The sequence below is a fragment of the Lentzea kristufekii genome, assembly GCF_033949925.1.
Lineage (GTDB): Bacteria > Actinomycetota > Actinomycetes > Mycobacteriales > Pseudonocardiaceae > Lentzea > Lentzea kristufekii.
Genome location: NZ_JAXAVV010000011.1, coordinates 68,568 through 91,826 on the forward strand (window position 1 = coordinate 68,568; position 23,259 = coordinate 91,826).

Genomic DNA, 23,259 nt, shown 5'->3' on the forward strand with positions numbered 1-23,259 from the left:
TCACAGCGCTGGCGGCGGTGAGGCGGCTCAAGGTCGGGTGCCCGGACCGAAACCCGTCCAGCGCAGGTCCTCCGGCAGGTGGCTCATGTCGTTGTACAGCAGCAAGGCAGGTGGCGTGCCGTCGCGGAACTGGAGAACAGTCAGTGCGGTGTTGCCGCAGCTCATCGCCAGCCACCGGTCCGGCGGTGCGCCGAGGGCGTGGCGCACCAGCCAGGCGACCTGGTAGGCGTGCGTGACCAGGACCTCGTGGGACTCGGTGTCGGCTGGGCGGGCGAACCGGGCGGTCAAGGCCTCCGCGAGGTTTGCGCCCGCGGCTGCTTCCGCCGCGTCGTAGCCGTCGAAGAAGCCTGCCCACGCGGGCGGGGGATCGGCCGGTACGTGCGGTACGTGGTCGACCAGTTCGGGCGCCTCGGTGACGGGGACGGCCGGCAGGTGCTCGCCCAGGATCTGAGCTGTGCTCGTCGCCCTGGCCAGGGGCGAGTGCAGGACGGTGTCGATCGGCGACCGGGACAGGCGCTCGCCCAGCAGGTGCGCCTGTCGTTCGCCGGTGCCGGTGAGTTCGCCGAACGGGTCCGCTGCGCCGTGACGCACCACGTAGAGGTGCCGGGTCGCCATCGTGATCACTCCCAGGTTGTCGACATTCGGATGTTAGCAACATCTGAGATGCCAGGCGTAAACGATGCGATACCGGATGCGCTGCTGCGGACGGGTGAACTGCGGGCCACTCGTCATGCAGCGCGGGCAGGGTCGTTTGAACATGGCTGAGTTGCGGTTGTAGCAACACAGAATTCAGGTTCGGGGGCGCAGTTGGGGCCGATCGCGAAGGAGACCGGGAGTCGATGCATCGACTCGATGAAGTGCAGGCCAGGGAGCTGACCCTGGCCGCGGTGGGCGCCGTCAACAGGCGCGATCACCTGTGGTCCGTCGACGCCGTGCGGTGCCTGGTGTCGGACGAGCGGACTCGGGTGGTCGCGATCGACACGTGTGCGGCGATCCTTTTGCGCGGTGTTCCGCGCGGCTCGCTCGAACCGTCCGTCCGCATTCCGATCTCCGTGCCGGCGACGCGAGGTGACGCGACCTGCGGGCGGGCGGCCGAGGTGGCCTCGGAGGTGTTGAGCGGACTGGCGTGCGGTGACGACCGGCGTGTCGCCCTGGTGCTGGGGACGTTGACGGAGGACCAGCAGTTCGACGCGGTGCTGGTGCTGGTGCGCGCCGCGGCGGCGTGGATCGACGTCTACGTGGGCATCGACGGCGACACCGTGGACGCCTACTACGCGATCTCCAAGGCGGAACCGACCTGACGCTCTGCCGAGGACGACTCGCCGTTGTGCAGACTTGTCGCGCCGCCCATACGGTCGTTGTGGGAGGTCGGTGATGCGAAGCCAGTACGAATACTTGATGGTGCTGGGTGTGTGCGTGCTCATCACGCTGCCGCTGGAGTGGATGGGACGTGGCGTCTACCGCCGTGGCCCGGATCTGGTGCGCGCCATCGCGCCTGTGCTGCTCGTCCTCGCCGTCTGGGACGTCGTCGCGATCGTGCGAGGGCATTGGAGCTTTCACCCCGAGGCGACGACCGGGGTGTTGATCGGCGGGGTGCTGCCGATCGAGGAGATTCTGTTCTTCGTGGCGATCCCGCTCTGCGCGGTGCTGACCTACGAGGCCGTCCGCGGACATTCGGAACGCTGGTTGCGGGATGGTTGAGGAGTACTCGTTCGCCGCGATGGCGGCGGTTGTCGTCGTGCTGCTGCTGGAGTTCTTCTTGCTGCGCACGGGTTTGTTCAAGCGTCCGGCGTACTGGATCACGATGGCGATCGTGCTCGGGTTCCAGGTGCCGGTGGACGGATGGCTGACGAAGCTCGACGCGCCCGTCGTGCTGTACGCGGACTGGGCGATCACCGGGGTACGAGTGCCGTGGGACATCCCGGTGGAGGACTTCCTCTACGGGTTCGCCATGGTCACCGCCGTGTTGTTGTTGTGGGAACGGGGAAGGCCGGCACGTGAACAAGCTTGAGGTACCGGGGAAGTTCGACCGGGCAGCCCGTGGTTACGACTTCCTCGTCGGGCTCAACCCCGGCTATCACCAGGCGCTGCGCCGTTCCGCGCTGGCGCTCGGCCTGCGTCCCGGCATGCGGGTGCTCGACCTGGGCTGCGGCACGGGCGCCTCCACCGCCGCGCTGGTCGCGGCCGCGCCCGGCGTGGAGATCGTCGCCGTGGACGCCTCGGCGGGCATGATCGCGCGGGCGCGGGAGAAGCGCTGGCCCTCCACGGTGAGGTTCGTGCACAGCCGCGCCGAGGACGTGGACGAGGGCCGGTTCGACGCGGTGTTCGCCGCGTACCTGGTGCGCAACCTGCCCGAGCCGGACCCGACGCTCACCCGGATCAGGGAACTGCTCAAACCCGGCGGAACGCTGGTGCTGCACGAGTACTCGGTGCGCGAGTCCCTGGTGAGCACGGCGGTGTGGACGCTGCTGTGCGGGTTCATCGTCCCGGCGGGGTGGCTGGTCACCGGCGACCGCTCGCTCTACACCTACCTGTGGCGCAGCGTGATGGACTTCGACGGGGCGACGGCACTGCGGGACAGGTTGCGGCGCAACGGCTTCATCGGCGTGCGCAGCGCGCCGCTGCCGGGCCTGCAACTCGGTGTGGTGCACACCTTCCGCGGCCACGCGCCGGAACAGGAGCAGCGGTGAGGGATCGCAAGGCCGTGCGGATCCCGGCGCCGGCCGGTCGTGCGCAGTTCGACGGGACCGCACCCGTCGTGGTCGTGGTGGGCGGGGGCATCGCCGGGCTGTCCGCCGCGACGCTGCTCGCCGAACGCGGGGCGCAGGTCGTGCTGTGCGAACGGGAGGACTACCTGGGCGGACGCGTCGGCGGCTGGAGCACCCGGCTCGCGGACGGCAGCGACGCCACCATGACGCGCGGCTTCCACGCGTTCTTCCGGCAGTACTACAACCTCCGGTCCCTGCTCGAACGCGTCGACCCGTCCGGACGTGCCCTGGTCGGGGTGCCGGACTACCCGTTGCAGCACGCCTCGGGCCACCGGGACGGCTTCGCGAACCTCCCGAAGGCCGTGCCGTGGAACGCGCTCGCGTTCCTGCGCAGCAGCCCCACGTTCCGGTGGCGCGACCTGCCCGACGTCAACGCGCGGGCCGCGCTGTCGTTGCTCGACGTGTCGGTGCCGCGGGTGTACGAGGAGCTCGACGGCATCGACGCCGCGACCTACCTGGAGCGCATCCGCTTCCCGGAGGCCGCGCACGCCCTCGCCTTCGAGGTGTTCTCCCGCAGCTTCTTCGCCCACCCGACCCGCATGTCGGCCGCGGAACTCGCGGTGATGTTCCACATCTACTTCCTCGGTTCCAGCGAGGGGTTGCTGTTCGACGTGGCCGCGGACCCGTTCCCGCACGGCCTGTGGGAACCGCTCCGGCGCCACCTCGCCCTGCTGGGGGCGACGGTGTGCACCGGCACCGAGGTCAGGTCCGTGTTGCCGGGTGAGCACAAGCGGTTCAGCGTCACCATCGGCGACGGGGCGATCGAGGCGGACGCCGTGGTGCTCGCCGCGGACGTCCCCGGCCTGCGGGCCCTCGTCGGCGACTCGCCCGCGCTCGGCGACACCGCGTGGCGCGAGAAGGTCGGCGCGCTGCGCACCGCACCCCGGTTCCTCGTGTCGAGGTACTGGCTGGACACGCCGGTGGACGCGGACCGGCCCGGTTTCCTCGGCACCGGCGGCCACGACCTGCTCGACAACATCAGCGTGCTCAACCACTACGAGCACGAGGCACGGGCCTGGGCCGCACGCACGGGTGGCTCCGTGGTGGAGCTGCACGGCTACGCGCTGCCGTCCGATGTGGACGAACAGGACGCACGCGCCCGGCTCTGGGAACAGCTCACCGAGGTCTACCCGGAGACCAAGCGGGCGGGAGTGGTCGACGAACGCCACGAGCTGCGCGAGGACTGCCCGCTCTTCCCGGCCGGCGGGTACTCCGGACGGCCGGGCGTCACCACACCGGACGACTTCCTCGTGGTCGCGGGCGATCTCGTGCGCATCGACCTGCCGGTCGCGCTCATGGAACGCGCGGCCACCACCGGTTTCGCGGCCGCCAACCACCTGCTCAGCCGTTGGGGCGTCGCGGGCACCGACCTGTGGACGGTGCCGACCGAGGGCCGTGTTCCGCTGCTGCGCGCGGCCGCCCGGCGCTGGAGGACGCTGTGATCGTCGTGGTGGGAGCCGGTCTGGCGGGCTTGAGCGCCGCGCTGGAACTGGCGGCGGCGGGCGTCGAGGTCACCGTGCTCGAAGCGGGCGACGAGGTCGGCGGCCGGGTGCGGACCGACGTCGAAGACGGCGTGCGGTTCGACCGCGGTTTCCAGATCATGCTGCCCGCCTACCCCGACCTGGCGCGGCTGGGCCTGGACCCGTTCCCGTTGCGGCACTTCAGGCCGGGTGTGTTCGTGCACGACGACGGCAGGCACGACCTGCTCGCCGATCCGCGCAGCGGGCCGGCGGCCTGGGACGGGTTCCTGCGCCAGCACGTCCTGGGCGTGCGGGACGTGGCGGCGATCGCCCGGTTCTCGGGCCCGGACGCCTTCGGGCCGGTGCGGCCGTTGCTCACCGCGCCGGACCGCACGACCCGCGAGGCGCTGCGGCGGCTCGGAGTGTCCGACCGCGCGGTCGAGGCGGTGTTCCGTCCGTTCCTGTCCGGTGTGTTCCTGGAACCGGAACTGAGCACGTCGTCGCGATTTTTCCACCTGGTGTGGCGCAGTTTCGCCCAGGGCGGTGCCGCGGTGCCGGCGCTCGGCATGGGGGAGTTGCCGAAGGCGATGGCGGAACGTCTGCCCAAGGACGTCGTTCAGCTGGAAACCGCCGTGCGGGCCGTGCACGACACCGGCGTGGAGCTGGAGGAGGGCGGCCGGATCGCCGCCGACGCCGTGGTGGTGGCGACGGACGGCACGACCGCGGCCCGCCTGCTGCCGGGGCTGGCCGAACCCCGCTGGAACGGCGTGACCACGTGGTACTTCCGCCCGCCGCGGTCCCCGCTGCGCGACGGTTGCCTGGTCGTCGACGCGGGCGGCGGCCCGGTCGTGAACACGGCGGTGATGTCGGAGGTGTCGCGCCCGTACTCGCCGCACGCCCCACTGGTGCAGGCCTCGGTGCTCTGCGACGCAGATGAGCAGGCCGTGCGCACGCACCTGAATCGCTTGTACGGCACGGACACCAGCCGGTGGGAGGTGCTGCGGCGCTACGACATCCTGCACGCGATCCCGGCGATGCCCGCGCCACACCGGTTGAAGCAGTCCGTTCGCGCGGGCGGCCGCCGGTACGTGTGCGGTGACCATCGCGACACCAGCTCGATCCAGGGAGCATTGCACTCGGGACGCAGGGCCGCGCACGCCGTGCTGGCCGACCTGCGCGGTGACCGGTGACGACGCTGCTGCTGTTCGGCGATCAGCTCGGACCGCAGTTCCACTCCGGCCACGACGAGATCGTGCTGATCGAGTCGGCGGCGGCCCTGCGCCGCAAGCCGTACCACCGGCAGAAGCTGCACCTCGTGCTGTCCGGCATGCGTCATCTCGCCGCCGAGTTCCCCGATCGCATCACCCTCGTGCGCGGGAACACCTACCGGGAGGCGATCCGCGACCTGGGACGGCCGCTGGTCGCCTACCAGCCGGGTTCCGCCGCCGCGCTCGAGATGCTGACCGAGCTCGGGGTGGAGGTGCTGCCCACGCCCGCGTTCGCGTTGTCCCGCGACGAGTTCTCCGCGTGGGCGGGGACGCGCGAGCGGTTCCTGATGGAGGACTTCTACCACTACCAGCGCACCCGGTTCGACGTGCTGATGGAGGGCGAGGTCCCGGTGGGCGGCCGGTGGAACTTCGACGCCGAGAACCGCGAACCACCACCGAAACGCGGGCGGCTCGGCGTTCCGGCTCCCTGGTGGCCGGAAGAGGACGACATCGACGCGCGGGTGCGCGCGGACCTCGACGCGATGGACCTGCCCGCGGTGGGCAGGGACGGCCCGCGCCGCTTCGCCATCACGAGGGAGGAGGCGCTCAGCGCCCTGGAGGTCTTCGTCCGCGACCGCCTGCCGCATTTCGGTCCGCACGAGGACGCCGTGCTGGCCAAGGACTGGACGATGGCGCACTCGCTGTTGTCGGTGCCGCTCAACCACGGGCTCCTGCACCCGCTGGAGGTCGTCTACGCGGCGGAGGACGCCTACCGCGCCGGCGACGCACCGCTGGCGAGCGTGGAGGGCTTCGTCCGGCAGGTGCTCGGCTGGCGTGAGTACGTGTGGCACCTGTACTGGCACCTGGGCCCGGAGTACCGGCGGCGCAACGGTTTCCGCGCCACCACCGAGCTGCCGTCGTGGTGGGCGGACCTGAGGCCGGCGACAGTGCGCGCGGCGTGCCTGCGGACCGCGTTGGAAGGCGTCCGCGACCACGGCTGGGTGCACCACATCCAACGGTTGATGGTGCTCGGAAACCATGCGCTGCAACGCGGCTACGACCCGGCCGCGCTCAACGACTGGTTCGTCACGTCCTTCGTGGACGGCTTCCCGTGGGTGATGCCGGTGAACGTGATCGGCATGAGCCAGCACGCGGACGGCGGCGTGATCGCGACCAAGCCCTACCTCAGCGGCGGCGCGTACCTCAACCGCATGACCGACCACTGCGCGACGTGCTGGTTCGACCCGAAGCGGCGCACGGGAGAACGCGCGTGCCCGTTCACCGCGGGGTACTGGGCGTGGCTGGACCGGCACGAGGACCGGGTGAGCGGCAACCACCGCATGGCGCGAGCAGTGCAAGGGCTGCGGCGCCTCTCCGACCTGGACGAGGTCCGGGTGCGGGAACGCGACCGCGAGATCTACTGACGGTCCACCACGAGCCCGACCGCCTCGGCCAGGGACTGCGGCCGGTGCACGAACGACGGCAGCGCCACGCCGTCCCACCCGGAACCGGCGACCGCGATCACCGCCCCCGAGCGCGTGCCGAGATCTTCCAGAGGCACGCGCAGCGCCAGGTCCTGCCGGTGCGCCCAGATCAGCACGACCTGAGGACACAAGCGCGCCACCGCGTCGCACAACGCCTCGGCGGGCACCCTCGCGCCGAGGTTGCCCCATCTGCGGTCCTGTTCGGACAGTGCCGCACCGAGCGCTTCCAGGGGAAGCCAATGCTGCTCGTCCGGTGCGCACGACAGCAACGCGGACAGCGGCCCAGGACTGCTCGTGCGCGGGATCCCGCGCAGCGCGTGCAGGACGCATCCACTCGCCAGGTGCTCGATCTCCACGCCCTGGCCGCTCGCGGCGACCAGCTCGCCGAGTTCGACCAGCGCCGGTACGAACACCTCGTCCCACGCGGCCACGACGCCGTGCGCGACCAGGAGCTTCGCGGCCAGATCGGCCATCGCGGGTTCGTCGAGACGTTTCGCGGCGGCCAGGAAACCCCGTTGTGCCGTCAAGGCCTCCGCGGAGTCGATCGGGGTGCGCAGGCCGCTGGGCGGAGCCACCGGCTGCTTGCGCGCCAGCACCGCCGCGGCGGACGCAGCCACGCCCTGTGCGGTCAGCGCCACCATCCGGCGCAACACCTCGATGTCCGCTTCCTCGTAACGGCGGTGGCCGCCGTCGGTGCGAACGGAGGGCCCCAGGCCGTAGCGCTGGTCCCAGGTCCTGAGCGTGGTGGGGGCGATGCCGAGCATGCCCGCCACAGCGCGTGGCGTGTACGTCACGTCCTACGTGCGCGCTTCGCGAGCATCGCCCTCAACTCACTTTCACCGAGTCCGCCCCAGATGCCGAAGGTCTCGTGGACCTCCAGGGCGTGCGACCGACATTTTTCCATGACCGGGCAGCGCTGACAGATGGCCTTGGCCGCGGCCTCGCGCTGGTCTCGCGCGGAGCCTCGTTCGTTCGGCGTGTGGAAGAAGTAGGCGCTGTCCATGCCGCGGCACAGACCGGCCAGCTGCCAGTCCCACGATTCCACGACCGGCTGAGGCAGACGGGACAGTTCAGGCATGACGGGCACGTCCTCCGGTGAGTCGACCTCGATGGGGACACCATCGTAAAATCGACTCAGAAACGACGCAACTCGGGGTGCCTAGTCCGGAAAGCGACCCTTCCGGCGTAGTTCGTACCGGCGTTCGGCGTAAGCGAGGTCGTCGCGCCACAGCCGTGCCGCCGCCCAGCGCATGATCGGCCGCAATGCTCCCGCCGCCGGCTTGGCCAGCGCGAACCCGGGACGGTCCGAGTGCGCGATGGTCGCCTCCACCACCGCTGTGCGGCCGTCGCGGATCGGGGTCGCGTGCGTCTCGACGACGCTGCCCTCACCCTCGCCCTCGACGATGTGCATCACGACGGTGCGCGGCTCCGGGCAGGTGAACGCGGCGATGACCGGGACGCCGACGCGACCGGCGAGCCGGAACGTCACCTCCACCAGGAAGCGGTCGTCCGCCTCGGCCGGGGTCTCCAGCACGTGCAGGTTCGCGAACGAGTAGGGGTGGAACCACGCGCCGTGCCACGGGTCGAGGCGGTTCGCGACCACGTCCTCGGGATCGCAGCGGCCGACGAGCGTGGCCACCGCGTCGATCGATCCCGCGGGCGGGCGCTCCGGCAGCACCGGGGCGGGCAGGGGGTCCTCGCCCCCTGCCTGGTCGAGGCGGACCCACACCAGCACCCCGTCGTCGTGCGCGGGGAACGGCGTCCAGGCTCCGAACCGCGTGCCGTCGAGCGCGAGGCCGTGCCAGCGGCAGATCAGCTTGCCCTCGGCCACGGCGCCATCGCACAGCGGGGCGCCGAGGTGGGGACACGAGCCCGAACCGGCCATGAGCACACCGTGGGGCCCGCGCCAGAGCACGACCTCCTGACCCGCGATGGTGCGGCCGCACGGTTTGCCCTTCACCACGTCGCGGCTCGCACCGGCGACGAACCAGTTGCCGGACGGCCGCGCGGTGGCGCGCTTGAGCGCCGACTCGATCAGCGCGGGCTTGGCGTCCTGCCACGTCGGCCGCTGCTCGCGCCACGGCGGGCTGTGGTAGACCCGCAGCGGGATCCGGTCGCGCATGGTCTTCCTCTCTTCAGGCCGCACGGGCGAACACCGCCCTGGCCAGCGCGGGCAGGGCGACGGCGAGGCGCCTGCCGTTCGACACGACCACGCGGCGCGACAGCACGTCGCAGTCCGCGTGCTCGACGAGGTCGAGGATCCGGCCGTAGAGCCGGTAGGCGGTGAGCACGCACGGCCTGGAGCGCGGCGCGAGCATGCCGATGCCCGGCCAGGCCCGCTCGTAGACCTGGCGCGCCCTGCGCACCTGGTCGCGCAGCGCGGCCCGCACCTGCTGGTCGGCCCGGCCCTCCGCCCGCGCGCGCATCAGCCGTTCCCGGTCGACGCCGAACGCCGCGAGCTCGTCGGCCGGCAGGTACACCCGGCCGCGGTCGAGGTCCTCGCCTATGTCGCGGATGAAGTTGGTGAGCTGGAACGCGACGCCGAGCGCGGCCGCCGCGGGCTCCGCCTCCTCGCGGGGCACGCTGGTGCCGAGCACCGGGAGCACCTGCAGGCCGATCACCGCGGCGGATCCGTGCACGTACTGTTCGAGGTCGGCGAAAGTGGGGTAGTCGGTGACGGTGAGATCCATCCGCATCGACTCCATGAAGTCCTGGAAATGCCGAACCGGGATGTCGTAGCGGTGCACGGTGTCGATGAGCGCCGCCAGCACCGGGTCGTCCGTCGCCCCGTCCCTCAGCGCGGCCTGGAGCCGCCCGTCGATCGCCAGGAGCTCGGCGGACTTCTCGTCCGGTCCACTGTGGAGGTCGTCGACCACGTCGTCCACCCACCGGGCGAACCCGTACAGCGCGTGCACGGCGGGCCGTTGCTCCGCGCTGAGCAACCTGGTTGCCAGGTAATAGGTCCGGCCGTGCTGTGCGTTGAGCTCACGGCAGCGCCGGTACGCGTCGCGCAACGCCGGCGCGGTGACACCCGCGGCGTCCAGTTCGCGTTCAGCCGACATCAGCTGTCCTTTCGCGGAGGAGGTTCCTCCACGCTAAGTCCGCGAGTTGCCCTTCGCACAACGGCGGCGCTCATCATGCGGAGCCCCCGCCGCGCTGCTTAGCTCGAAAAGCCGAACACCGACCCACTCCCGGGGGAACGCCGATGTCGCTGCTGACCAGCGTGGACGCTCGCACGTCGCAGGTGGACGACTTCCGCGTCCTGCTCGACGGCGCACTGCACGACTTCCTGCTCGCCAGGCAGGACCTCGCTCCCGAGCTCGCCGCCGAGCTGCGGGAACTGATCCTCGCCGGTGGCAAGAGGATCAGGCCGACGTTCGCCTGGTGGGGATGGCGTGCGGGAGGCGGCTCGACGCAGGTCGACGCCGTGGTGCAGGCGATGGTGGCGCTCGAACTGCTGCAATGCTGTGCGCTCGTGCACGACGACGTGATGGACCGTTCGGCGACCAGGCGGGGCAAGCCGTCGGTGCACGAGTCCTTCGCGGCGCGGCACCGGCGTGAACGGTGGGCCGCGAGCGCCCGTCAGTACGGCGACTCCGCGGCGATCCTGGTCGGCGACCTCGCGCTCGCGTGGGCGGACGACGCGCTGGTGACCGCCGGCCTGTCCGCCGAGTCGCTGAGCCGCGTCTGGGGGCCGTGGCAGGCGATGCGGACCGAGATGATCATGGGACAGCACCTCGACCTCCTCGCCGTCGCACGACGCGAGGAGTCGCTGGAGCACGCCGTCCGCGTGGCGGCGCTGAAGACCGCCGCCTACACGGTGGAACGGCCGCTGCACCTCGGCGCCGCCCTCGCGGGAGCCGACGACGACGTCGTGGACTGCCTGCGTGCCTACGGGCACGACATCGGCGTCGCCTTCCAGCTGAGGGACGACCTGATGGGCGTGTTCGGTGACTCCTCGGTCACCGGGAAGCCGGTGGGGGAGGACCTGAGGGAGGGCAAGCGGACGCCGTTGATGTCCATCGCCCTGTCACGCGCACAAGGCAAACCCGCCGCGCAGCGGTTGCTCCGCCGATGCCTGGAGAGCGGCAGCGTCAGCGACCGGACCGTCGACGACGTGCGCGCGCTGCTCGTGGAACTCGGAGCCGTCGGCGCCGTGGAGAAGCACATTGAGAAACTGGCAGGGTCCGGAATGGCGGCGCTGGACCGCGCGGCCATTCCCAGCGACGTGCGTCACGAACTTGTGCGCCTCGCTGACCGTGCAGTGACGCGAACGACCTGAGGGGAACGCAGTGGTGCACGTGGTGAAAGGCCGCACTGACCGGGTGGTCGTGGTCGGCGCGGGACTCTCGGGGCTCTCGGCGGCGCTGCACCTGCGCGGCGCGGGACACGAGGTGACGGTCGTCGAACGACAGCCGCACCCCGGCGGGCTCGCGGGCCGGCTCGACGTCGGCGGCCACCGGATCGACACCGGCCCGACCGTGCTGACGATGCCGGAACTGCTGGACGACGCGTTCGCCGCGGTGGGCCACAAGCGCGAGGACCACCTGGAACTGCTGCCGCTGCACCCCGCCTACCGCGCGGCGTTCGCCGACGGCACGGCGCTGGACGTGCACACCGACGCGGACCGCATGGAGCAGGCGGTGCGCGACTTCGCGGGTGACCGCGAAGCCCAGGGGTACCGCGACCTGCGGGCGTGGCTCACGAAGCTGTACGAGGTGGAGCGCGACAGGTTCATCGGCGCGAGCTTCGACTCGCCGCTCGACCTCGTGGGCCCCGACCTGGTGAGGCTCGCCCGCCTCGGCGGCTTCGGCTCGCTGGCGAAGGCGGTGGGCCGGTTCCTGCGCGACGACCGGCTCCGGCGCGTCTTCACTTTCCAGTCGCTCTACGCCGGCGTCGCACCGAAGGACGCTCTCGCCGCATACGCCGTCATCGCCTACATGGACACCATTGCGGGCGTGTGGTTCCCGCGCGGCGGTATGCGCGCCGTGCCGCAGGCGTTGGCCGACGCGGCCGCCGAAGCCGGGGTCGTGTTCCACTACGGCGTCGAGGTCGAGGAGCTCGAACGCGTCGGCCACCGCGTGAACGCGGTGCGCACGGCCGACACGCGGATCGCCTGCGACGCCGTCGTTCTGGCGACCGGGCCCGCCCAGAGCATCCGGCTGCTTCGCGGCGAACCGCGCCGGGTCGTGCCGCTGCGCTGGTCGCCGTCCGCGGTGGTGGTGCACCTCAGTTCCGGACGCGTGGCCGAAGACCTCGCCCACCACACGATCTCCTTCGGCGACAAGTGGAACGGCACCTTCGACGAGATCATCCGGCAGGGGAAGCTGATGAGCGATCCGTCGTTGCTGCTCACCACACCCACCCTGACCGATCCCGCGCTGGCGCCGGAAGGCAGGCACCTGCAGTACCTGCTCGCGCCATGCCCGAACCTCGACGCCGCCCCACTGCGCTGGGACGCGCTGGCACACCGTTACGCCGAGGAACTCGTCGACGAGATGTCGGCGCGCAAGCTCCTCGTCGACGCCGAGCCGCTCGCGGTCGTGACACCGGACGACTGGGCGCGCGGCGGCCAGGCCGCCGGCACGCCGTTCTCCGCCGCCCACACGTTCGCCCAGACCGGCCCGTTCCGGCCCGGCAACCTGCCGTTCCGCGACGGCAACGTCGTGCTGGCGGGCAGCGGCACCACCCCCGGTGTCGGCATTCCCCCGGTGCTGATCTCGGGCAGGCTCGCCGCCCAGCGGCTGCGCCACCGGTAGAACTCCCTTGGCGCTGTTTCATCGCATTTGAAGTATTCGTGGGATTGTCCCACAAGGACTGAACGGGTGTCTCACGCTCTGTGGTGACAGAAGTCGCTCTGGGTGTGGAAAAGTGAATTCACCCTTTCGGTCATTGCCTTGCGTGCTATGTCGGTATTCCTGCTACTGATTCGTCCGGCGGCGTAACAGTGACACCTCGTTGATGCGGCCTGGCTGCTGAGCTGCCATGCCGTCGACGTTCCTTATTGGCAATAGTGCTTTTCGGTGCATCCGGATCGTGAATTGAAAATTGCGCCGTACGAGTGCTCTCGCAAGATGAGCGAAACATTCGATCGTGCACAACGACTTCTCTCAGCGTGGTCAGGTTCCGCATATGCGAAGCCAGGTAGAAAGCGCCTCGTGGAAGTGAGAGAAATGCGAAAAAGTTTCCGCACTCTGATCATCGGCGTGTCGGCCGTGGCCCTCGGGTTCGCCGGCAGCGCGGTCAGCACCGCAGGCCCGGAACGCGCCGCCGACCTGCCGTCCGACGTGGTGTCGGCGATGCAGCGGGATCTGGGGCTCACCGCCGAGCAGGCGGCCAGACGCGCGGCTCAGCAGGACGACGCCGACCGGCTCGACGACGTGCTGAAGGGACGTCTGGGCACGGCGTTCGGTGGCGCGTGGTTCGACTCGGACTCCGGCAGGCTCGCTGTCGCCGTCACCGATGCGGCGCGGGCCGGCGAGGTGCGGGCCGCAGGTGCGCGGGCGCACGTGGTCAGGCACAGCGAGTCCGACCTGGAGAAGATCAAGAAGGACCTCGACTCGCTCGCGGGCCGGGCCGAGGACGACGGCAGCCGCACCAGACCCGGCCGTGCCCCGTCCGACGCGGTCAAGGGCCTGACCTCCTGGTCGGTCGACCCGCGGACGAACGCCGTGACCGTCGTCGCGCTGGCCGGCAGGTCGGAGAAGGCCGTGGCGGGCCTGAAGAAGTACGGCGACGCGGTGAAGGTCGAGTACACCGATGTCGAGCCGTCCACGACGGCGTTCCTCGACGGAGGTGACGTCCTGTACTACGGCGCCTTCGGCGGCGGGTACTGCTCGACGGGTTTCAACGTGCGCAACGTCAGCAACGGCCTGCGTTACGTGCTGACCGCCGGCCACTGCGGCCCCGCGGGCACGGCCGTGTACGGCTACACCGGTGCGCAGATCGGCACCGTGCAGTCGGCGTTCTTCCCGACGTACGACGACGCCCTGGTGCGCGTGACCAACACCGGCGCGTGGACGCAGGGGCCCTGGGTCGACGTCAACCCGTCGCAGGGCGGGGTCGTGACCGTCAGCGGGTACAGCGACTCGCCGGTCGGCACCGCGATCTGCAAGTCCGGTGTCACCACCAAGCTGACCTGCGGTGTCATCACTGCGAAGCGGCAGACCGTGACCTACACGGGCGGGCAGACGGTGTACGACCTGACCCGGCACAGCGCCTGCGTCGAGCGCGGTGACTCAGGCGGCTCGAACTACCGCAACTCCGGCACCCGCACCGCCGAGGGCGTCACCAGCGGCGCCCAGCTGTACCTGCTGAACGGCCAGTACCGGTGCGGTCAGGCGGTCGGCCAGCCGAACGTGTCCTGGTACTACCCGGCCGCGATCAGCCTGCCCTACTACCAGTCCGTGTACGGAGTCACGCTCTGGTGATGCGCTGACCGACGACCGGCCGGCGCTGTCGTGCCGGCCGGTCGTCGGTGTTCACCCGCGCGCGGCCGAGATGAAGTCGCGGTACCAGCGGTAGCTGGCCCGCGGCGTGCGTTCCAGCGTCTGGTAGTCGACGTGCACCAGGCCGAACCGGTGCTTGTAGCCGTGCGCCCACTCGAAGTTGTCGAGCAGCGACCAGCAGAAGTAACCGCGCAGGTCCACGTCCGCAGCCTGCGCCGCCGCGATGTGGTCGCGCAGGTAGGCGATGCGGTCGGTGTCCTCGAAGCCGTCCACGTCGGGGTAGACGCAGCCGTTCTCGGTGACGTAGACGGGCGGCAGGCCGGGGTGCCGTGCCTTGAGGTCCGCGAGCGCGGTCGTCATGCCGGCCGGTTCGACGGGCCAGCCCATGCCGGTGCGCGGGACGTCCGGCAGCTGCGTCGTGTCGACGCCGATGTCGTGCGCCGTGCGCTTGGCCAGGTCGGGCTCGCGGTGCGGCGCGTCGGCGACGTGCAGCCGGTAGTAGTAGTTGAGGCCGACGTAGTCGAGCGGCTGCCCGATGGTCTCCAGGTCGCCGTCCTGCCGGAACGAGAAGTCGCTGATGCCCGCGAACATCGAGGTCAGCTCGTCCGGGTAGGCGGAGCCGAACAGCGGGTCGGTGAACTGCCGGCGCAGCAGGACGTCCTGGCGGTTCGCGGCGGCGACGTCGGCGGGCGAGTCCGTGACTGGCACGGTGGGGGACTGGTTGAGCACGATGCCGAACTCCTGCTCCGGCAACCCGTTCGCCCGCATGGACTGCACGGCGAGGCCGTGACCCAGCAGCAGGTGGTGCACCGCCGCCAGCGCGCCGTGGCCCTCGCGCGCGCCGGGGGCGTGCCGGCCTTCGCCGTAGCCGATGATCGAGGAGCAGTACGGTTCGTTCAGCGTGGTCCACTTCCTGACCACGTCACCGAGTTCCTCGTGCACGATGGCGGCGTAGTCGGCGAACCTGAGGGCCGTGTCGCGGTTGCGCCAGCCGCCCTCGTCCTCCAGCGCCTGGGGCAGGTCCCAGTGGTACAGCGTCAGGAAGGGCTCGATCCCCTTGCCCAGCAACGCCTCGACGAGCCGCCGGTAGAAGTCGAGACCACGCTGCTCGACCTTGCCGTGCCCCTCGGGCAGGATCCGCGACCACGAGACCGAGAACCGGTACGCGTCGACACCCAGGCCGGCGAGCAGCTGGACGTCCTCGGCCCAGCGGTGGTAGTGGTCCGCCGCCACGTCCCCGGTGTCGCCGGACGCGACGGCACCGGGCACCTGGGCGAAGGTGTCCCAGATGGACGGGCCGCGGCCGTCGAGCCGTGCCGCTCCTTCGATCTGATAGGCCGAGGTCGCCACGCCCCAGCGAAAACCGTCCGGAAAGCTCACAGCAGTCTCCAAAAGAAAGTCAGCCCTTGACGGCGCCGGACATGATGCCGCCGACGATCTGACGGCCGAACAACAGGAACACGGCCAGCACGGGCACCGTGCCGATCGTCGCGGCGGTCAGCACCAGCGTGTAGTCGGTGGTGTAGCCACTGGCCAAAGTGGACAGCGCGGTCTGCACGGTCGGGTTCTCCGGCGTGAGGACGACCAGGGGCCAGAAGAAGTCGTTCCACGCCTGCATGAACGTGAACAGGCCCAGCACGGCCGCCGCCGGACGGGCCGCGGGCAGCGCGACGTGCCAGAACAGCCGCAGCGAGTGGCAGCCGTCCATCCGGCCCGCCTCCAGCAGCTCGTCCGGGATCGCCCGCTCGAAGTACTGGCGCATGAAGAACACGCCGAACGCGGTCACGAGCCCCGGCACGATCACCGCGTGGATCTCGCCGGCCCAGCCGAACTCGGCCATCATCATGTAGAGCGGGATGATGCCGAGCTCGGTCGGGATCGCCTGCGTGCCGATGATGAGCAGCAGCAACACGTTGCGGCCGCGGAACTTCAGCTTGGCGAACGCGAAGCCCGCCAGCGTCGAGAACAGCACCACCGAGATGGTCACGGTTCCCGCCACCACGATCGAGTTCACCATCGCCAGCGCGAAGTCGGTGGTGTCGAAGACGCGGGCGATGTTCGCGAAGAGGTGTCCGCCCGGCACCAGGACGGGCGGCACGCTGTCGATCGCGTCCGGCGTCTGCGAGGACACCACGAACGACCAGTACACCGGGAAGGCCGACCCGGCCAGCACGGCGATCAGCGCGGCATAGGTCCACGGCCCTGCGACGCGCCGGGCCAGCCTGCGCGCCCTCGTCGCGGGACCGGCGGGCCGCACCGGTGCGGGACGTTCCAGCACAGCGGTCATGGGGTCACTCCGTCCGGATCCGTTTGGTCACCAGGTAGCCGAGACCGGCGACGACGACGGTGGCGATGGCCAGCACGACCGCGATCGACGAGCTGTAGCCGAAGTCGTACTTCGTGAAGCCCTGCTCGTAGAGGTACAGCGCGGCGGTCTGGAACTGCCGGTCGGAGCCGCCCGTCGCGGCCGCGGCGCCGGGGTTGAACAGCAGCGGCTCGGCGAGCAGCCGCATGTTGCCGGTGGTCGCGATGATCGTCGTGAAGATGATCTGCGGCCGCAGCAACGGGACTGTGATGCGCCAGAACTGCTGACGGCCGCTCGCGCCGTCCAGGGTGGCCGCCTCGTACAGCGTCGACGGGATCGCCTGCATGGACGCCAGGAAGATCAGCGCGTGGTATCCCGTCCAGCGCCACACCACCATCACGGCGATCGCGATGTGCGAGCTGGCCGTGCCCGCCTGCCAGTCGATCTGCCCCGCGCCGAACAGGTCCAGCACCCAGTTGACCAGGCCGAAGTCCCGGCCGAACAGCTGCGCGAAGATGATCGTCACCGCCGCCACCGAGGTGATGTTCGGCAGGATCACGCCCATCCGGAACAGCGTGCGGGTGCGGACCTTGCGGTTGAGCAGCTGTGCGATGAACAGCGCGAACAGGATCTGCGGGACCGTGGTGAGCAGCCACAGGCTGAGCGTGTTGCCCATGGCGTTCCAGAAGTACGGGTCCGCCATCAGCTTGGCGTAGTTCGCGAACCACACGAAGGTCGCCGCGTCGGACTCGAGCAGGTTGCGGTCCTGCAGCGAGACCCAGATGGTGTAGAGGAGGGGGAACAGCCCGAAGACACCGAAGATCAGGAAGTACGGCGCCACGTACCCGTACGGCGCGAACTTCGTGTCCCACCGGTGCCTTTTGGCCGTCTTATCCATCAAGACCATGTCAGCGCATCACTTCTGGACGTCGCCGACGAACTGGGTCCACGACTCGTCGCCGTTCTGCTTGCCCTGCTCGACGCGCTGCATCGCGTTGCCGATCGCGGTCTGGATGTCGCCCGCCTTCGGGCCCTGGTACTGCGGGTTCAGCTTCTTCGCCGCGTCGGTGAACAGCTTGCCGATGGGGGCGTCGTTGAAGTACGGGTTCTTGTAGTCGACGATCGACGGGTCCTCGTACAGCTTCGGGATCGACGGCAGCAGCCCGGCGCTCTTGAACACCTTGGCCTGCTGCTCGGGCGCGGTCAGCCACGCCGCCAGCTCCACGGCCTTGTCGACGTTCTTGCCCGACTTGGGAACGGTGAGGTACGAACCGCCCCAGTTGCCGCCACCGCCCGGCACGGACGTGACGTCCCACTTGCCGGCGGCCTCCGGACCGGCCTGGTCCTTGATCTTCGCCATCTGCCAGGCGGGGCAGGTCACGGTCGCGAACTGGCCCTGCTTGAAGCCGGTGTTCCAGACGGGCGTGGAGTAGAGCAGCTTCGAGGACAGACCGGACTGCACGCCGTCGACGACGAGGTCCCAGCCCGCCTTGATCTCCTCGTTCTCACCGACGACGATCTTGTCGGACTTGTCGTAGTAGCCGACGGACGCCTGGCCGACGATGGCGTTGAGCACGGTCGGACCGCCGTCGAACCACTTCACGCCCTCGGGCGCCTTCTCCTGGAACTTCTTGCCTGCGGCCATGAAGTCCTGCCAGGTCGGCCACAGCGCGGCGACCTGGTCGCGGTCGGCCGGCAGCCCGGCGTTCTGCAGCAGGTCGCGGCGGTAGCAGATGGCCAGGCCGCCGACGTCGGTGCCGTAGCCGATCTGCTTGCCGTCCTTGCTGAGCGAGCCCTCCCACTTCCACGGCAGCCAGCGGTCCTTCAGCTGGTCGCCGCCCTTGGTGTTGAGGTCGACGAACTTGTCCGGCGTGGCCTTGAACTGGTTGATGTAACCGGTGTCGACCGCCTCGATGTCCGCGGCGCCGCTGCTGGTGGCGAGGTGGGCGGCGAGGTTCTTGTGGTGGTCGGAGTACGACGCGGTCCGGTCCGAGATCTCGACGTCCGGGTGCACCGCGGCGTACTCCTTGAGCAGTTCGGCGTACCCGAAGTTGCCGAACAGCCCGATCGTCAGCTTGGTCTTGCCACCGGACGCGGTGTCACTGCCGCAACCGCTGAGCACCACGGCTGTCGCCAGGGCGGCGCAGCCGAGTGCGAGTGCTTTGGGGCGCATTTTCCTGGCCTCCGTCGATTTTTGAGCGCGCTGAACCAGAGAAGTGGTTCTCCGGGAAGATTTGTGTGGCGCCTATGACAGCGGTGTTACGCAGCTCCAGTCAAGTAACGAACCGATAAACAGATCAACTGGCGCGGGCGTTTGACTAGCAGAAGTGCTGCTCCTAGGGTCTCTGTAACCGCTTACGGTGAAACGGGAGGTCCGATGGCGACCGGGCGAGAGATCGCCCAGCTCTGCGGCGTGTCCGTGGCGACGGTGTCGCGCGTCTTCAACCAGCCGGAAACGGTGAACGAGGACACGCGAGAACGCGTCCTGCGCGTCGCGAAAGAGCTGGACTACCGGCCCAACGAGTCCGCGCGGGCGTTGTCGACGAAGCAGTCGACGATGATCGGACTGGTCTGGGACACCGACCACCGCAGGCCCGGCTGGCGGCACCCGTACCTGCAGGACCTGTTGATAGGCCTGAAGTCCGCCCTGAGCGCGCACGGCTACCACCTGCTGATGCTCGCGACGAGCGGCGACGCCCGCGAGGTGGGCGCGTCACTCGCGGACCCCGTCGGCTACGTGAACATGACCCGCCGCCACCACCTCGGCGGGCTCGTCCTGATCGACAGCGGCTCCGACGCCGAGGCGTTCGAATCCTTCGCCCAGTCCGGATTTCCGTGCGTCGCGCTCGACGTGGCCGTCGACGGACCCCGGGCCACCTACGTCACGTCGGACAACTCCGGCGGTGCCCGGGAGGCCGTCGCCCACCTCCTCGGACTCGGCCACTCGCGGATCGCCACGATCACCGGCCCGCCCGGCAACCAGCCGTCCGACGCCCGCCTTTCGGGCTATCGCGCGGCACTGCGGGACGCCGGTGTGGAGCCACGAGCCGACTACGTCGTCGCCGGCGACTTCTACCGGGCGAGCGGAACCGCTGCCGTGCAACGGCTTCTGGCGCTGGACGAGCCGCCCACCGCGGTGTTCGCGTCCAGCGACGAGATGGCGGTCGGCGCGTTGCTCGCCGCCCGTGCGGCCGGGTTGCGGGTGCCGCGGGACCTGGCGCTGGTCGGGTTCGACGACATCGAGATCGCCTCGGTGGTCGACCCGGCGCTGACGACCGTGGCCCAGGACAAACCGGGGTTCGGGGTGGCGGCCGCGAAGGCGATCATGGCGATGATCACCGGGGGCGGGCGGGAGGAGCCCGTGGTGCTCCCGGCCAAGCTGGTGGTCAGGGACTCCTGCGGTGCGCGCCAAGGGTGAGGTGGAGGTGCTGGGCGGGTGTCGTGTGACCTGAACGGCACCGGGTGGCTTCGGTACGGGCGGCTGCCCTGTCAGGCGCGCACTCGCGGCCTGACAGGCGGCACTACTGGGGGCGCTGGTCCTCTGTGGACGTCGCCGCCGCGATGAGCGCGATCAGCTGGTGCCGGAAGTGGTCGTAGTCGTCCACGGCGCCGAGCAGCGTGTCGGACTCGCGTTCCTCGCGGCGGGCGGCGGCGAGGGCGCGGCGGCCCGCCGGAGTGATCTTCACCGACGTCCGGCGGCGGTCCTTGGTGTCCTGGCTGCGCACGACGTGGCCGCCTCGGTCGAGGTGGTCGATCGTGCGGCTCATGGTCTGGTCGGTGACGCGGCAGAGCACGGCGAGTTCGCGTTGCGAGCGCGGGCCGTCGGCCAGGTGGTGCAGGGTGATCATGCCGGCGTGGGTGAGGCCGCGGGTCGCCAGGAAGTCCTCGAAGCGCTTCTCGACGACGCGTGCCGCCACGGACAGGAGCCTGCCGGTGGGCCAGGAGGCGACGTCCGCGCCCACCTGGTCCGGGCGGTCGGCCACCGCCAGCTCGTCTCCCTCGGCCACGGCCCCATCATCCCAGACCCGCCCGATCACCCCACGGCGGTCCCGAACGGCATGCTGGTCACGGGCGTGTCGCCCGCGATCGCCGATGCGATGGCGGCGGCCGCGGGCGGGTAGGCGAGCTCGCCGAGGCCACCCAGCGGGGCGTTCGACTGCACGATGGTGACGTCGATGTCCGGTGTCTGGCCGATCCGCGCCCACCGGTAGTCGCCGAACGACGACTCCGCCACCGCGCCCTCCCGGACGGTGATCTGCGCACCGAGCACTGTGGACAGCGCGTCGACCACGCAGCCCTCGACCTGGGCGCGGACACCGGACGGGTGCAGCGCCACGCCGACGTCGACGGCCGCGTGCACGCGCAGCACCCGGCGTGAGGCCGGCTCGGCGACGGCGATCACCGCGATCGCGGAACCGTATTCCTCCAGGCACGCGACACCGCGCGAAGTGCCGGGTGCGGGCGGCCTGGTCCAGCGGGCGCGGTCGGCGACGGTGTCGAGCACCTCGTGCAGGCGCGAGCCGGCGGGCAGCAGTGAACGGCGCAGTGCGACCTGGTCCAGGCCGGACCTCCTGCCGATCTCGCTGAGGAAGTTCTCCTCGGCGTAGACGAACTGCCCCGCGTAGACGGACCGCCAGAACCCGGTGCGCAGCGGCGCGGGTCGCACGATGACGGAGACGTCGCCGGGCACGGTGTAGGGGAAGTGGTCGCCGCTGGCCTTGATCAGGGCGGGGTTGGCGAAGAACGGCAGGACGGTCAACGGCCAGGTGACGACCTCGTGGGCCCTCCGGACGGGCACGCCGTCGGAACCGATCTCCGCGGACATCCGGTGCACCGACATCGGCCGGTAGGAGTCGTTGCGCATGTCGTCGGCCCTGGTCCACAGCACCTGGACCGGGGCGCCCGCACGCCGTGAGCAGGCCACCGCCTCCAGCACCGGGTCGGGTTCGATGCGCCGTCCGAACGCGCCTCCCGACGCCGTCGCCTCCACCCGCACGGACGTGGCGGGAACGCCGAGCTGGCGGGCCAGCTGGGTGCGCAGTCCGCCGGGATCCTGCGTGGGAGCCCAGATGGTCACGCCATCCGGACGGACGTGCGCGGTGGCGTTCATCGGTTCCATCGGCGCGTGCGCGAGCAACGGCATGGAGTAGATCTGCTGAACGCCGTCGATCGGGACCTGCGCGGGCAACGCCGCGCGCAGATCCGTGAGCCACGCGCGGCTGTCGGCGGTGGGTGCGCCGCCGCGCCAGGTGATCCGCAGCGCGTCGCGGCCCCGCAACGCCTGGTGGGTCGACCGGGCGATGACCGCGACGCCACCCTGTCCGTCGGCCGGGGCGGTGAGCGTGAGGACGTCGACCACGCCCGGCAGGCCACGGGTCGCGGTGTCGTCCACCGTGTCGGGGACCGCGCCGATCCACGGCGGGCGGGCGACCACGGCGACCAGGCCTCCGGGTGGCCGGGAGTCGATGCCGTACCTGGTGCGGCCGGTGACGGCATCGCGGGCGTCCACGCGTCCGCCGCGGGTCCTGCCCAGCAGCCGCCACTTCTCCGGTGGCGTGAGCTCGACGGGCACGGGGGCGGGATCGAGTGCGGCCGCGGCCCGGACCAGCGCCCGGTAGGGGAGCTTCCCCCGGCGCGGATGGCACACCGCGCCGTCCTTCGCCGTGCACTCGGCGACCGGCACGCGCCAGCGCCGTGCGGCGGCGGTGACGAGCAGGCAGCGCGCGGTCGCGGCCGCCGTGCGGATCGGGGTGGCGAGCTGCCGCACCGAGGTCGAGTTCGCCACGGCCTGCGAGCCGAAGCGTTCGGTGTCACCGTGTGCCTGCTCCAGCGCGACGTCGCCGGCCTCGACCGCCAGTTCCTCGGCCACCATCAGCGCGACCACGGTCCGCACGCCCTGGCCGGTGTCCGGACGGGGCACGGTCGCGGTGATCCGGCCCGCGTCGTCCAGCCGCACGAAGACGTTCGGCACGAGCCCCTCCGCGGCGAGCGCGGGCACCGGCACCGCGACGACCAGCGCGCCGATTCCCGCACCGCGCAACAACGTCCGCCTGCTGATCACAGGCCCTCCCGCATGATCCGGCTCGCGCGGCGCACGGCGGCGCGGATGCGGGGATAGCTGCCGCAGCGGCACACGTTGTCGCGCAGGGCTTCCTCGATCGCCGCGTCGTCGGGGTCGGGGTCACGGGCGAGCAGCGCCGCCGCGGCCATGACCTGGCCCGGCTGGCAGTAGCCGCACTGCGCCACGTCGAGCTCCCGCCACGCCCGCTGCACCGGGTGGTCCCCGTCGCGGGACAACCCCTCGATCGTCGTGATCCGGGTCCGCGCGCTGTCGGCCGCCGTCCGCACGCAGGGCCGCGCCGCCGCACCGTCCACATGGGACGTGCAGGCACCGCACAGGCCGACCCCGCACCCGTACTTGACCCCTGTCAGCCCCAGCTCGTCGCGCAACACCCACAGCAGGGGAGTGTCGCCATCGACGTCGACCTCGTGCCGTTCACCGTTGACGCGCAACAGATATCGGGCCACCGCGATCCCTCCTGATTTGCTCAGCGCGCTGAACGTATCACGCCGGGCAATGCATAAT

At 70.6% G+C, this 23,259-nt stretch carries 23 protein-coding genes; 11 read left to right on the forward strand and 12 right to left on the reverse strand.

The window, feature by feature from the left end; all coding sequences use genetic code 11:
• Positions 1-27: 27 nt before the first annotated feature.
• The gene (locus SK571_RS22760) at positions 28-615 is read right to left on the reverse strand and encodes a histidine phosphatase family protein (protein WP_319986103.1); all 588 of its coding nucleotides are present in this window, start codon (positions 613-615) and stop codon (positions 28-30) included.
• Positions 616-839: 224 nt separating this feature from the next.
• Here SK571_RS22760 and SK571_RS22765 point away from each other — a divergent pair, with 224 nt between their 5' ends.
• The 7 genes from SK571_RS22765 (at position 840) to SK571_RS22795 (ending at position 6,860) form a co-directional block, all read left to right on the forward strand.
• On the forward strand, positions 840-1,301 hold the full coding sequence (locus SK571_RS22765) for a hypothetical protein (protein ID WP_319986104.1): 462 nt from the start codon (positions 840-842) through the stop codon (positions 1,299-1,301).
• A gap of 73 nt (positions 1,302-1,374) precedes the next feature.
• A complete protein-coding gene (locus SK571_RS22770) occupies positions 1,375-1,701 on the forward strand; it encodes a lycopene cyclase domain-containing protein (RefSeq protein ID WP_319986105.1) in 327 nt (108 codons plus the stop codon).
• Positions 1,694-2,011 (forward strand): lycopene cyclase domain-containing protein, encoded by a 318-nt coding sequence (locus tag SK571_RS22775; protein WP_266043704.1) that lies wholly within the window; start codon positions 1,694-1,696, stop codon positions 2,009-2,011. Before SK571_RS22770 ends, SK571_RS22775 begins: the two co-directional genes overlap by 8 nt.
• Positions 1,998-2,690, forward strand: coding sequence for a class I SAM-dependent methyltransferase (locus SK571_RS22780; RefSeq protein WP_319986106.1), 693 nt, complete (start codon positions 1,998-2,000; stop codon positions 2,688-2,690). Before SK571_RS22775 ends, SK571_RS22780 begins: the two co-directional genes overlap by 14 nt.
• A complete protein-coding gene (locus tag SK571_RS22785) occupies positions 2,687-4,210 on the forward strand; it encodes an FAD-dependent oxidoreductase (protein ID WP_319986107.1) in 1,524 nt (507 codons plus the stop codon). Before SK571_RS22780 ends, SK571_RS22785 begins: the two co-directional genes overlap by 4 nt.
• Positions 4,207-5,418 carry an NAD(P)/FAD-dependent oxidoreductase gene (locus tag SK571_RS22790; protein ID WP_319986108.1) on the forward strand — a complete coding sequence of 404 codons (1,212 nt, stop codon included), beginning with the start codon at positions 4,207-4,209 and terminating at the stop codon, positions 5,416-5,418. The genes SK571_RS22785 and SK571_RS22790 overlap by 4 nt, the downstream gene beginning before the upstream one ends.
• A complete protein-coding gene (locus SK571_RS22795) occupies positions 5,415-6,860 on the forward strand; it encodes a cryptochrome/photolyase family protein (RefSeq protein ID WP_319986109.1) in 1,446 nt (481 codons plus the stop codon). The genes SK571_RS22790 and SK571_RS22795 overlap by 4 nt, the downstream gene beginning before the upstream one ends.
• On the opposite strand, the gene SK571_RS22800 is transcribed toward SK571_RS22795, so the two are convergent.
• The 4 genes from SK571_RS22800 to SK571_RS22815 form a co-directional block, all read right to left on the reverse strand.
• Positions 6,854-7,714, reverse strand: coding sequence for a MerR family transcriptional regulator (locus tag SK571_RS22800; RefSeq protein ID WP_319986110.1), 861 nt, complete (start codon positions 7,712-7,714; stop codon positions 6,854-6,856). The genes SK571_RS22795 and SK571_RS22800 overlap by 7 nt on opposite strands.
• On the reverse strand, positions 7,711-7,998 hold the full coding sequence (locus SK571_RS22805; RefSeq protein ID WP_319986111.1) for a WhiB family transcriptional regulator: 288 nt from the start codon (positions 7,996-7,998) through the stop codon (positions 7,711-7,713). The genes SK571_RS22800 and SK571_RS22805 overlap by 4 nt, the downstream gene beginning before the upstream one ends.
• An 81-nt stretch (positions 7,999-8,079) precedes the next feature.
• Positions 8,080-9,042: a DUF5914 domain-containing protein gene (locus SK571_RS22810; protein ID WP_319986112.1), complete on the reverse strand. Its 963-nt coding sequence runs from the start codon at positions 9,040-9,042 to the stop codon at positions 8,080-8,082.
• 13 nt (positions 9,043-9,055) lie between these two features.
• A complete protein-coding gene (locus SK571_RS22815) occupies positions 9,056-9,982 on the reverse strand; it encodes a phytoene/squalene synthase family protein (protein WP_319986113.1) in 927 nt (308 codons plus the stop codon).
• Positions 9,983-10,125: 143 nt separating this feature from the next.
• Between SK571_RS22815 and SK571_RS22820 the strand changes: the two genes are divergently transcribed.
• The 3 genes from SK571_RS22820 to SK571_RS22830 all read left to right on the forward strand — a co-directional run bounded on the left by SK571_RS22820 (position 10,126) and on the right by SK571_RS22830 (position 14,350).
• Positions 10,126-11,202 carry a polyprenyl synthetase family protein gene (locus SK571_RS22820; RefSeq protein ID WP_319986114.1) on the forward strand — a complete coding sequence of 359 codons (1,077 nt, stop codon included), beginning with the start codon at positions 10,126-10,128 and terminating at the stop codon, positions 11,200-11,202.
• Between the two features lie 13 nt (positions 11,203-11,215).
• Positions 11,216-12,679 carry a phytoene desaturase family protein gene (crtI, locus tag SK571_RS22825; protein WP_319986115.1) on the forward strand — a complete coding sequence of 488 codons (1,464 nt, stop codon included), beginning with the start codon at positions 11,216-11,218 and terminating at the stop codon, positions 12,677-12,679.
• 414 nt (positions 12,680-13,093) lie between these two features.
• Positions 13,094-14,350, forward strand: a complete 1,257-nt coding sequence (locus SK571_RS22830) for a S1 family peptidase (RefSeq protein ID WP_319986116.1) — start codon at positions 13,094-13,096, stop codon at positions 14,348-14,350.
• Between the two features lie 51 nt (positions 14,351-14,401).
• Here SK571_RS22830 and SK571_RS22835 read toward each other — a convergent pair whose 3' ends face one another.
• From SK571_RS22835 to SK571_RS22850, 4 genes are read right to left on the reverse strand one after another with little or no spacing between them, the layout of a single operon-like run.
• Complete coding sequence (locus SK571_RS22835; protein ID WP_319986117.1) at positions 14,402-15,748, reverse strand: GH1 family beta-glucosidase; 1,347 nt, start codon at positions 15,746-15,748, stop codon at positions 14,402-14,404.
• Positions 15,749-15,767: 19 nt separating this feature from the next.
• Positions 15,768-16,655: a carbohydrate ABC transporter permease gene (locus SK571_RS22840; protein ID WP_319986118.1), complete on the reverse strand. Its 888-nt coding sequence runs from the start codon at positions 16,653-16,655 to the stop codon at positions 15,768-15,770.
• Positions 16,656-16,659: 4 nt separating this feature from the next.
• On the reverse strand, positions 16,660-17,571 hold the full coding sequence (locus SK571_RS22845; protein ID WP_319986119.1) for a carbohydrate ABC transporter permease: 912 nt from the start codon (positions 17,569-17,571) through the stop codon (positions 16,660-16,662).
• An 18-nt stretch (positions 17,572-17,589) separates the two neighbouring features.
• A complete protein-coding gene (locus SK571_RS22850) occupies positions 17,590-18,846 on the reverse strand; it encodes an ABC transporter substrate-binding protein (RefSeq protein WP_319986120.1) in 1,257 nt (418 codons plus the stop codon).
• Positions 18,847-19,050: 204 nt separating this feature from the next.
• On the opposite strand from SK571_RS22850, the gene SK571_RS22855 reads away from it, so the two are divergent.
• Positions 19,051-20,091: a LacI family DNA-binding transcriptional regulator gene (locus SK571_RS22855; RefSeq protein ID WP_319986121.1), complete on the forward strand. Its 1,041-nt coding sequence runs from the start codon at positions 19,051-19,053 to the stop codon at positions 20,089-20,091.
• A gap of 103 nt (positions 20,092-20,194) precedes the next feature.
• Here SK571_RS22855 and SK571_RS22860 read toward each other — a convergent pair whose 3' ends face one another.
• From SK571_RS22860 to SK571_RS22870, 3 genes are read right to left on the reverse strand one after another with little or no spacing between them, the layout of a single operon-like run.
• Entirely contained in the window at positions 20,195-20,680 is a 486-nt protein-coding gene (locus SK571_RS22860) for a MarR family winged helix-turn-helix transcriptional regulator (RefSeq protein ID WP_319986122.1), read from the reverse strand.
• A gap of 26 nt (positions 20,681-20,706) precedes the next feature.
• Positions 20,707-22,734, reverse strand: a complete 2,028-nt coding sequence (locus SK571_RS22865; protein WP_319986123.1) for a xanthine dehydrogenase family protein molybdopterin-binding subunit — start codon at positions 22,732-22,734, stop codon at positions 20,707-20,709.
• Positions 22,731-23,201, reverse strand: coding sequence for a (2Fe-2S)-binding protein (locus SK571_RS22870; RefSeq protein WP_319986124.1), 471 nt, complete (start codon positions 23,199-23,201; stop codon positions 22,731-22,733). Before SK571_RS22870 ends, SK571_RS22865 begins: the two co-directional genes overlap by 4 nt.
• Between the last annotated feature and the right edge of the window lie 58 nt (positions 23,202-23,259).

What these genes read in the sequence shown, in the direction of transcription:
- SK571_RS22760 (WP_319986103.1), bottom strand. Translation starts at nt 615, where the DNA reads ATGGCGACCCGGCACCTCTACGTGGTGCGTCACGGCGCAGCGGACCCG.
- SK571_RS22765 (WP_319986104.1), top strand. Translation starts at nt 840, where the DNA reads ATGCATCGACTCGATGAAGTGCAGGCCAGGGAGCTGACCCTGGCCGCG.
- SK571_RS22770 (WP_319986105.1), top strand. Translation starts at nt 1,375, where the DNA reads ATGCGAAGCCAGTACGAATACTTGATGGTGCTGGGTGTGTGCGTGCTC.
- SK571_RS22775 (WP_266043704.1), top strand. Translation starts at nt 1,694, where the DNA reads ATGGTTGAGGAGTACTCGTTCGCCGCGATGGCGGCGGTTGTCGTCGTG.
- SK571_RS22805 (WP_319986111.1), bottom strand. Translation starts at nt 7,998, where the DNA reads ATGCCTGAACTGTCCCGTCTGCCTCAGCCGGTCGTGGAATCGTGGGAC.
- SK571_RS22810 (WP_319986112.1), bottom strand. Translation starts at nt 9,042, where the DNA reads ATGCGCGACCGGATCCCGCTGCGGGTCTACCACAGCCCGCCGTGGCGC.
- SK571_RS22815 (WP_319986113.1), bottom strand. Translation starts at nt 9,982, where the DNA reads ATGTCGGCTGAACGCGAACTGGACGCCGCGGGTGTCACCGCGCCGGCG.
- SK571_RS22820 (WP_319986114.1), top strand. Translation starts at nt 10,126, where the DNA reads ATGTCGCTGCTGACCAGCGTGGACGCTCGCACGTCGCAGGTGGACGAC.
- SK571_RS22830 (WP_319986116.1), top strand. Translation starts at nt 13,094, where the DNA reads ATGCGAAAAAGTTTCCGCACTCTGATCATCGGCGTGTCGGCCGTGGCC.
- SK571_RS22840 (WP_319986118.1), bottom strand. Translation starts at nt 16,655, where the DNA reads ATGACCGCTGTGCTGGAACGTCCCGCACCGGTGCGGCCCGCCGGTCCC.
- SK571_RS22845 (WP_319986119.1), bottom strand. Translation starts at nt 17,571, where the DNA reads ATGGATAAGACGGCCAAAAGGCACCGGTGGGACACGAAGTTCGCGCCG.
- SK571_RS22850 (WP_319986120.1), bottom strand. Translation starts at nt 18,846, where the DNA reads ATGCGCCCCAAAGCACTCGCACTCGGCTGCGCCGCCCTGGCGACAGCC.
- SK571_RS22855 (WP_319986121.1), top strand. Translation starts at nt 19,051, where the DNA reads ATGGCGACCGGGCGAGAGATCGCCCAGCTCTGCGGCGTGTCCGTGGCG.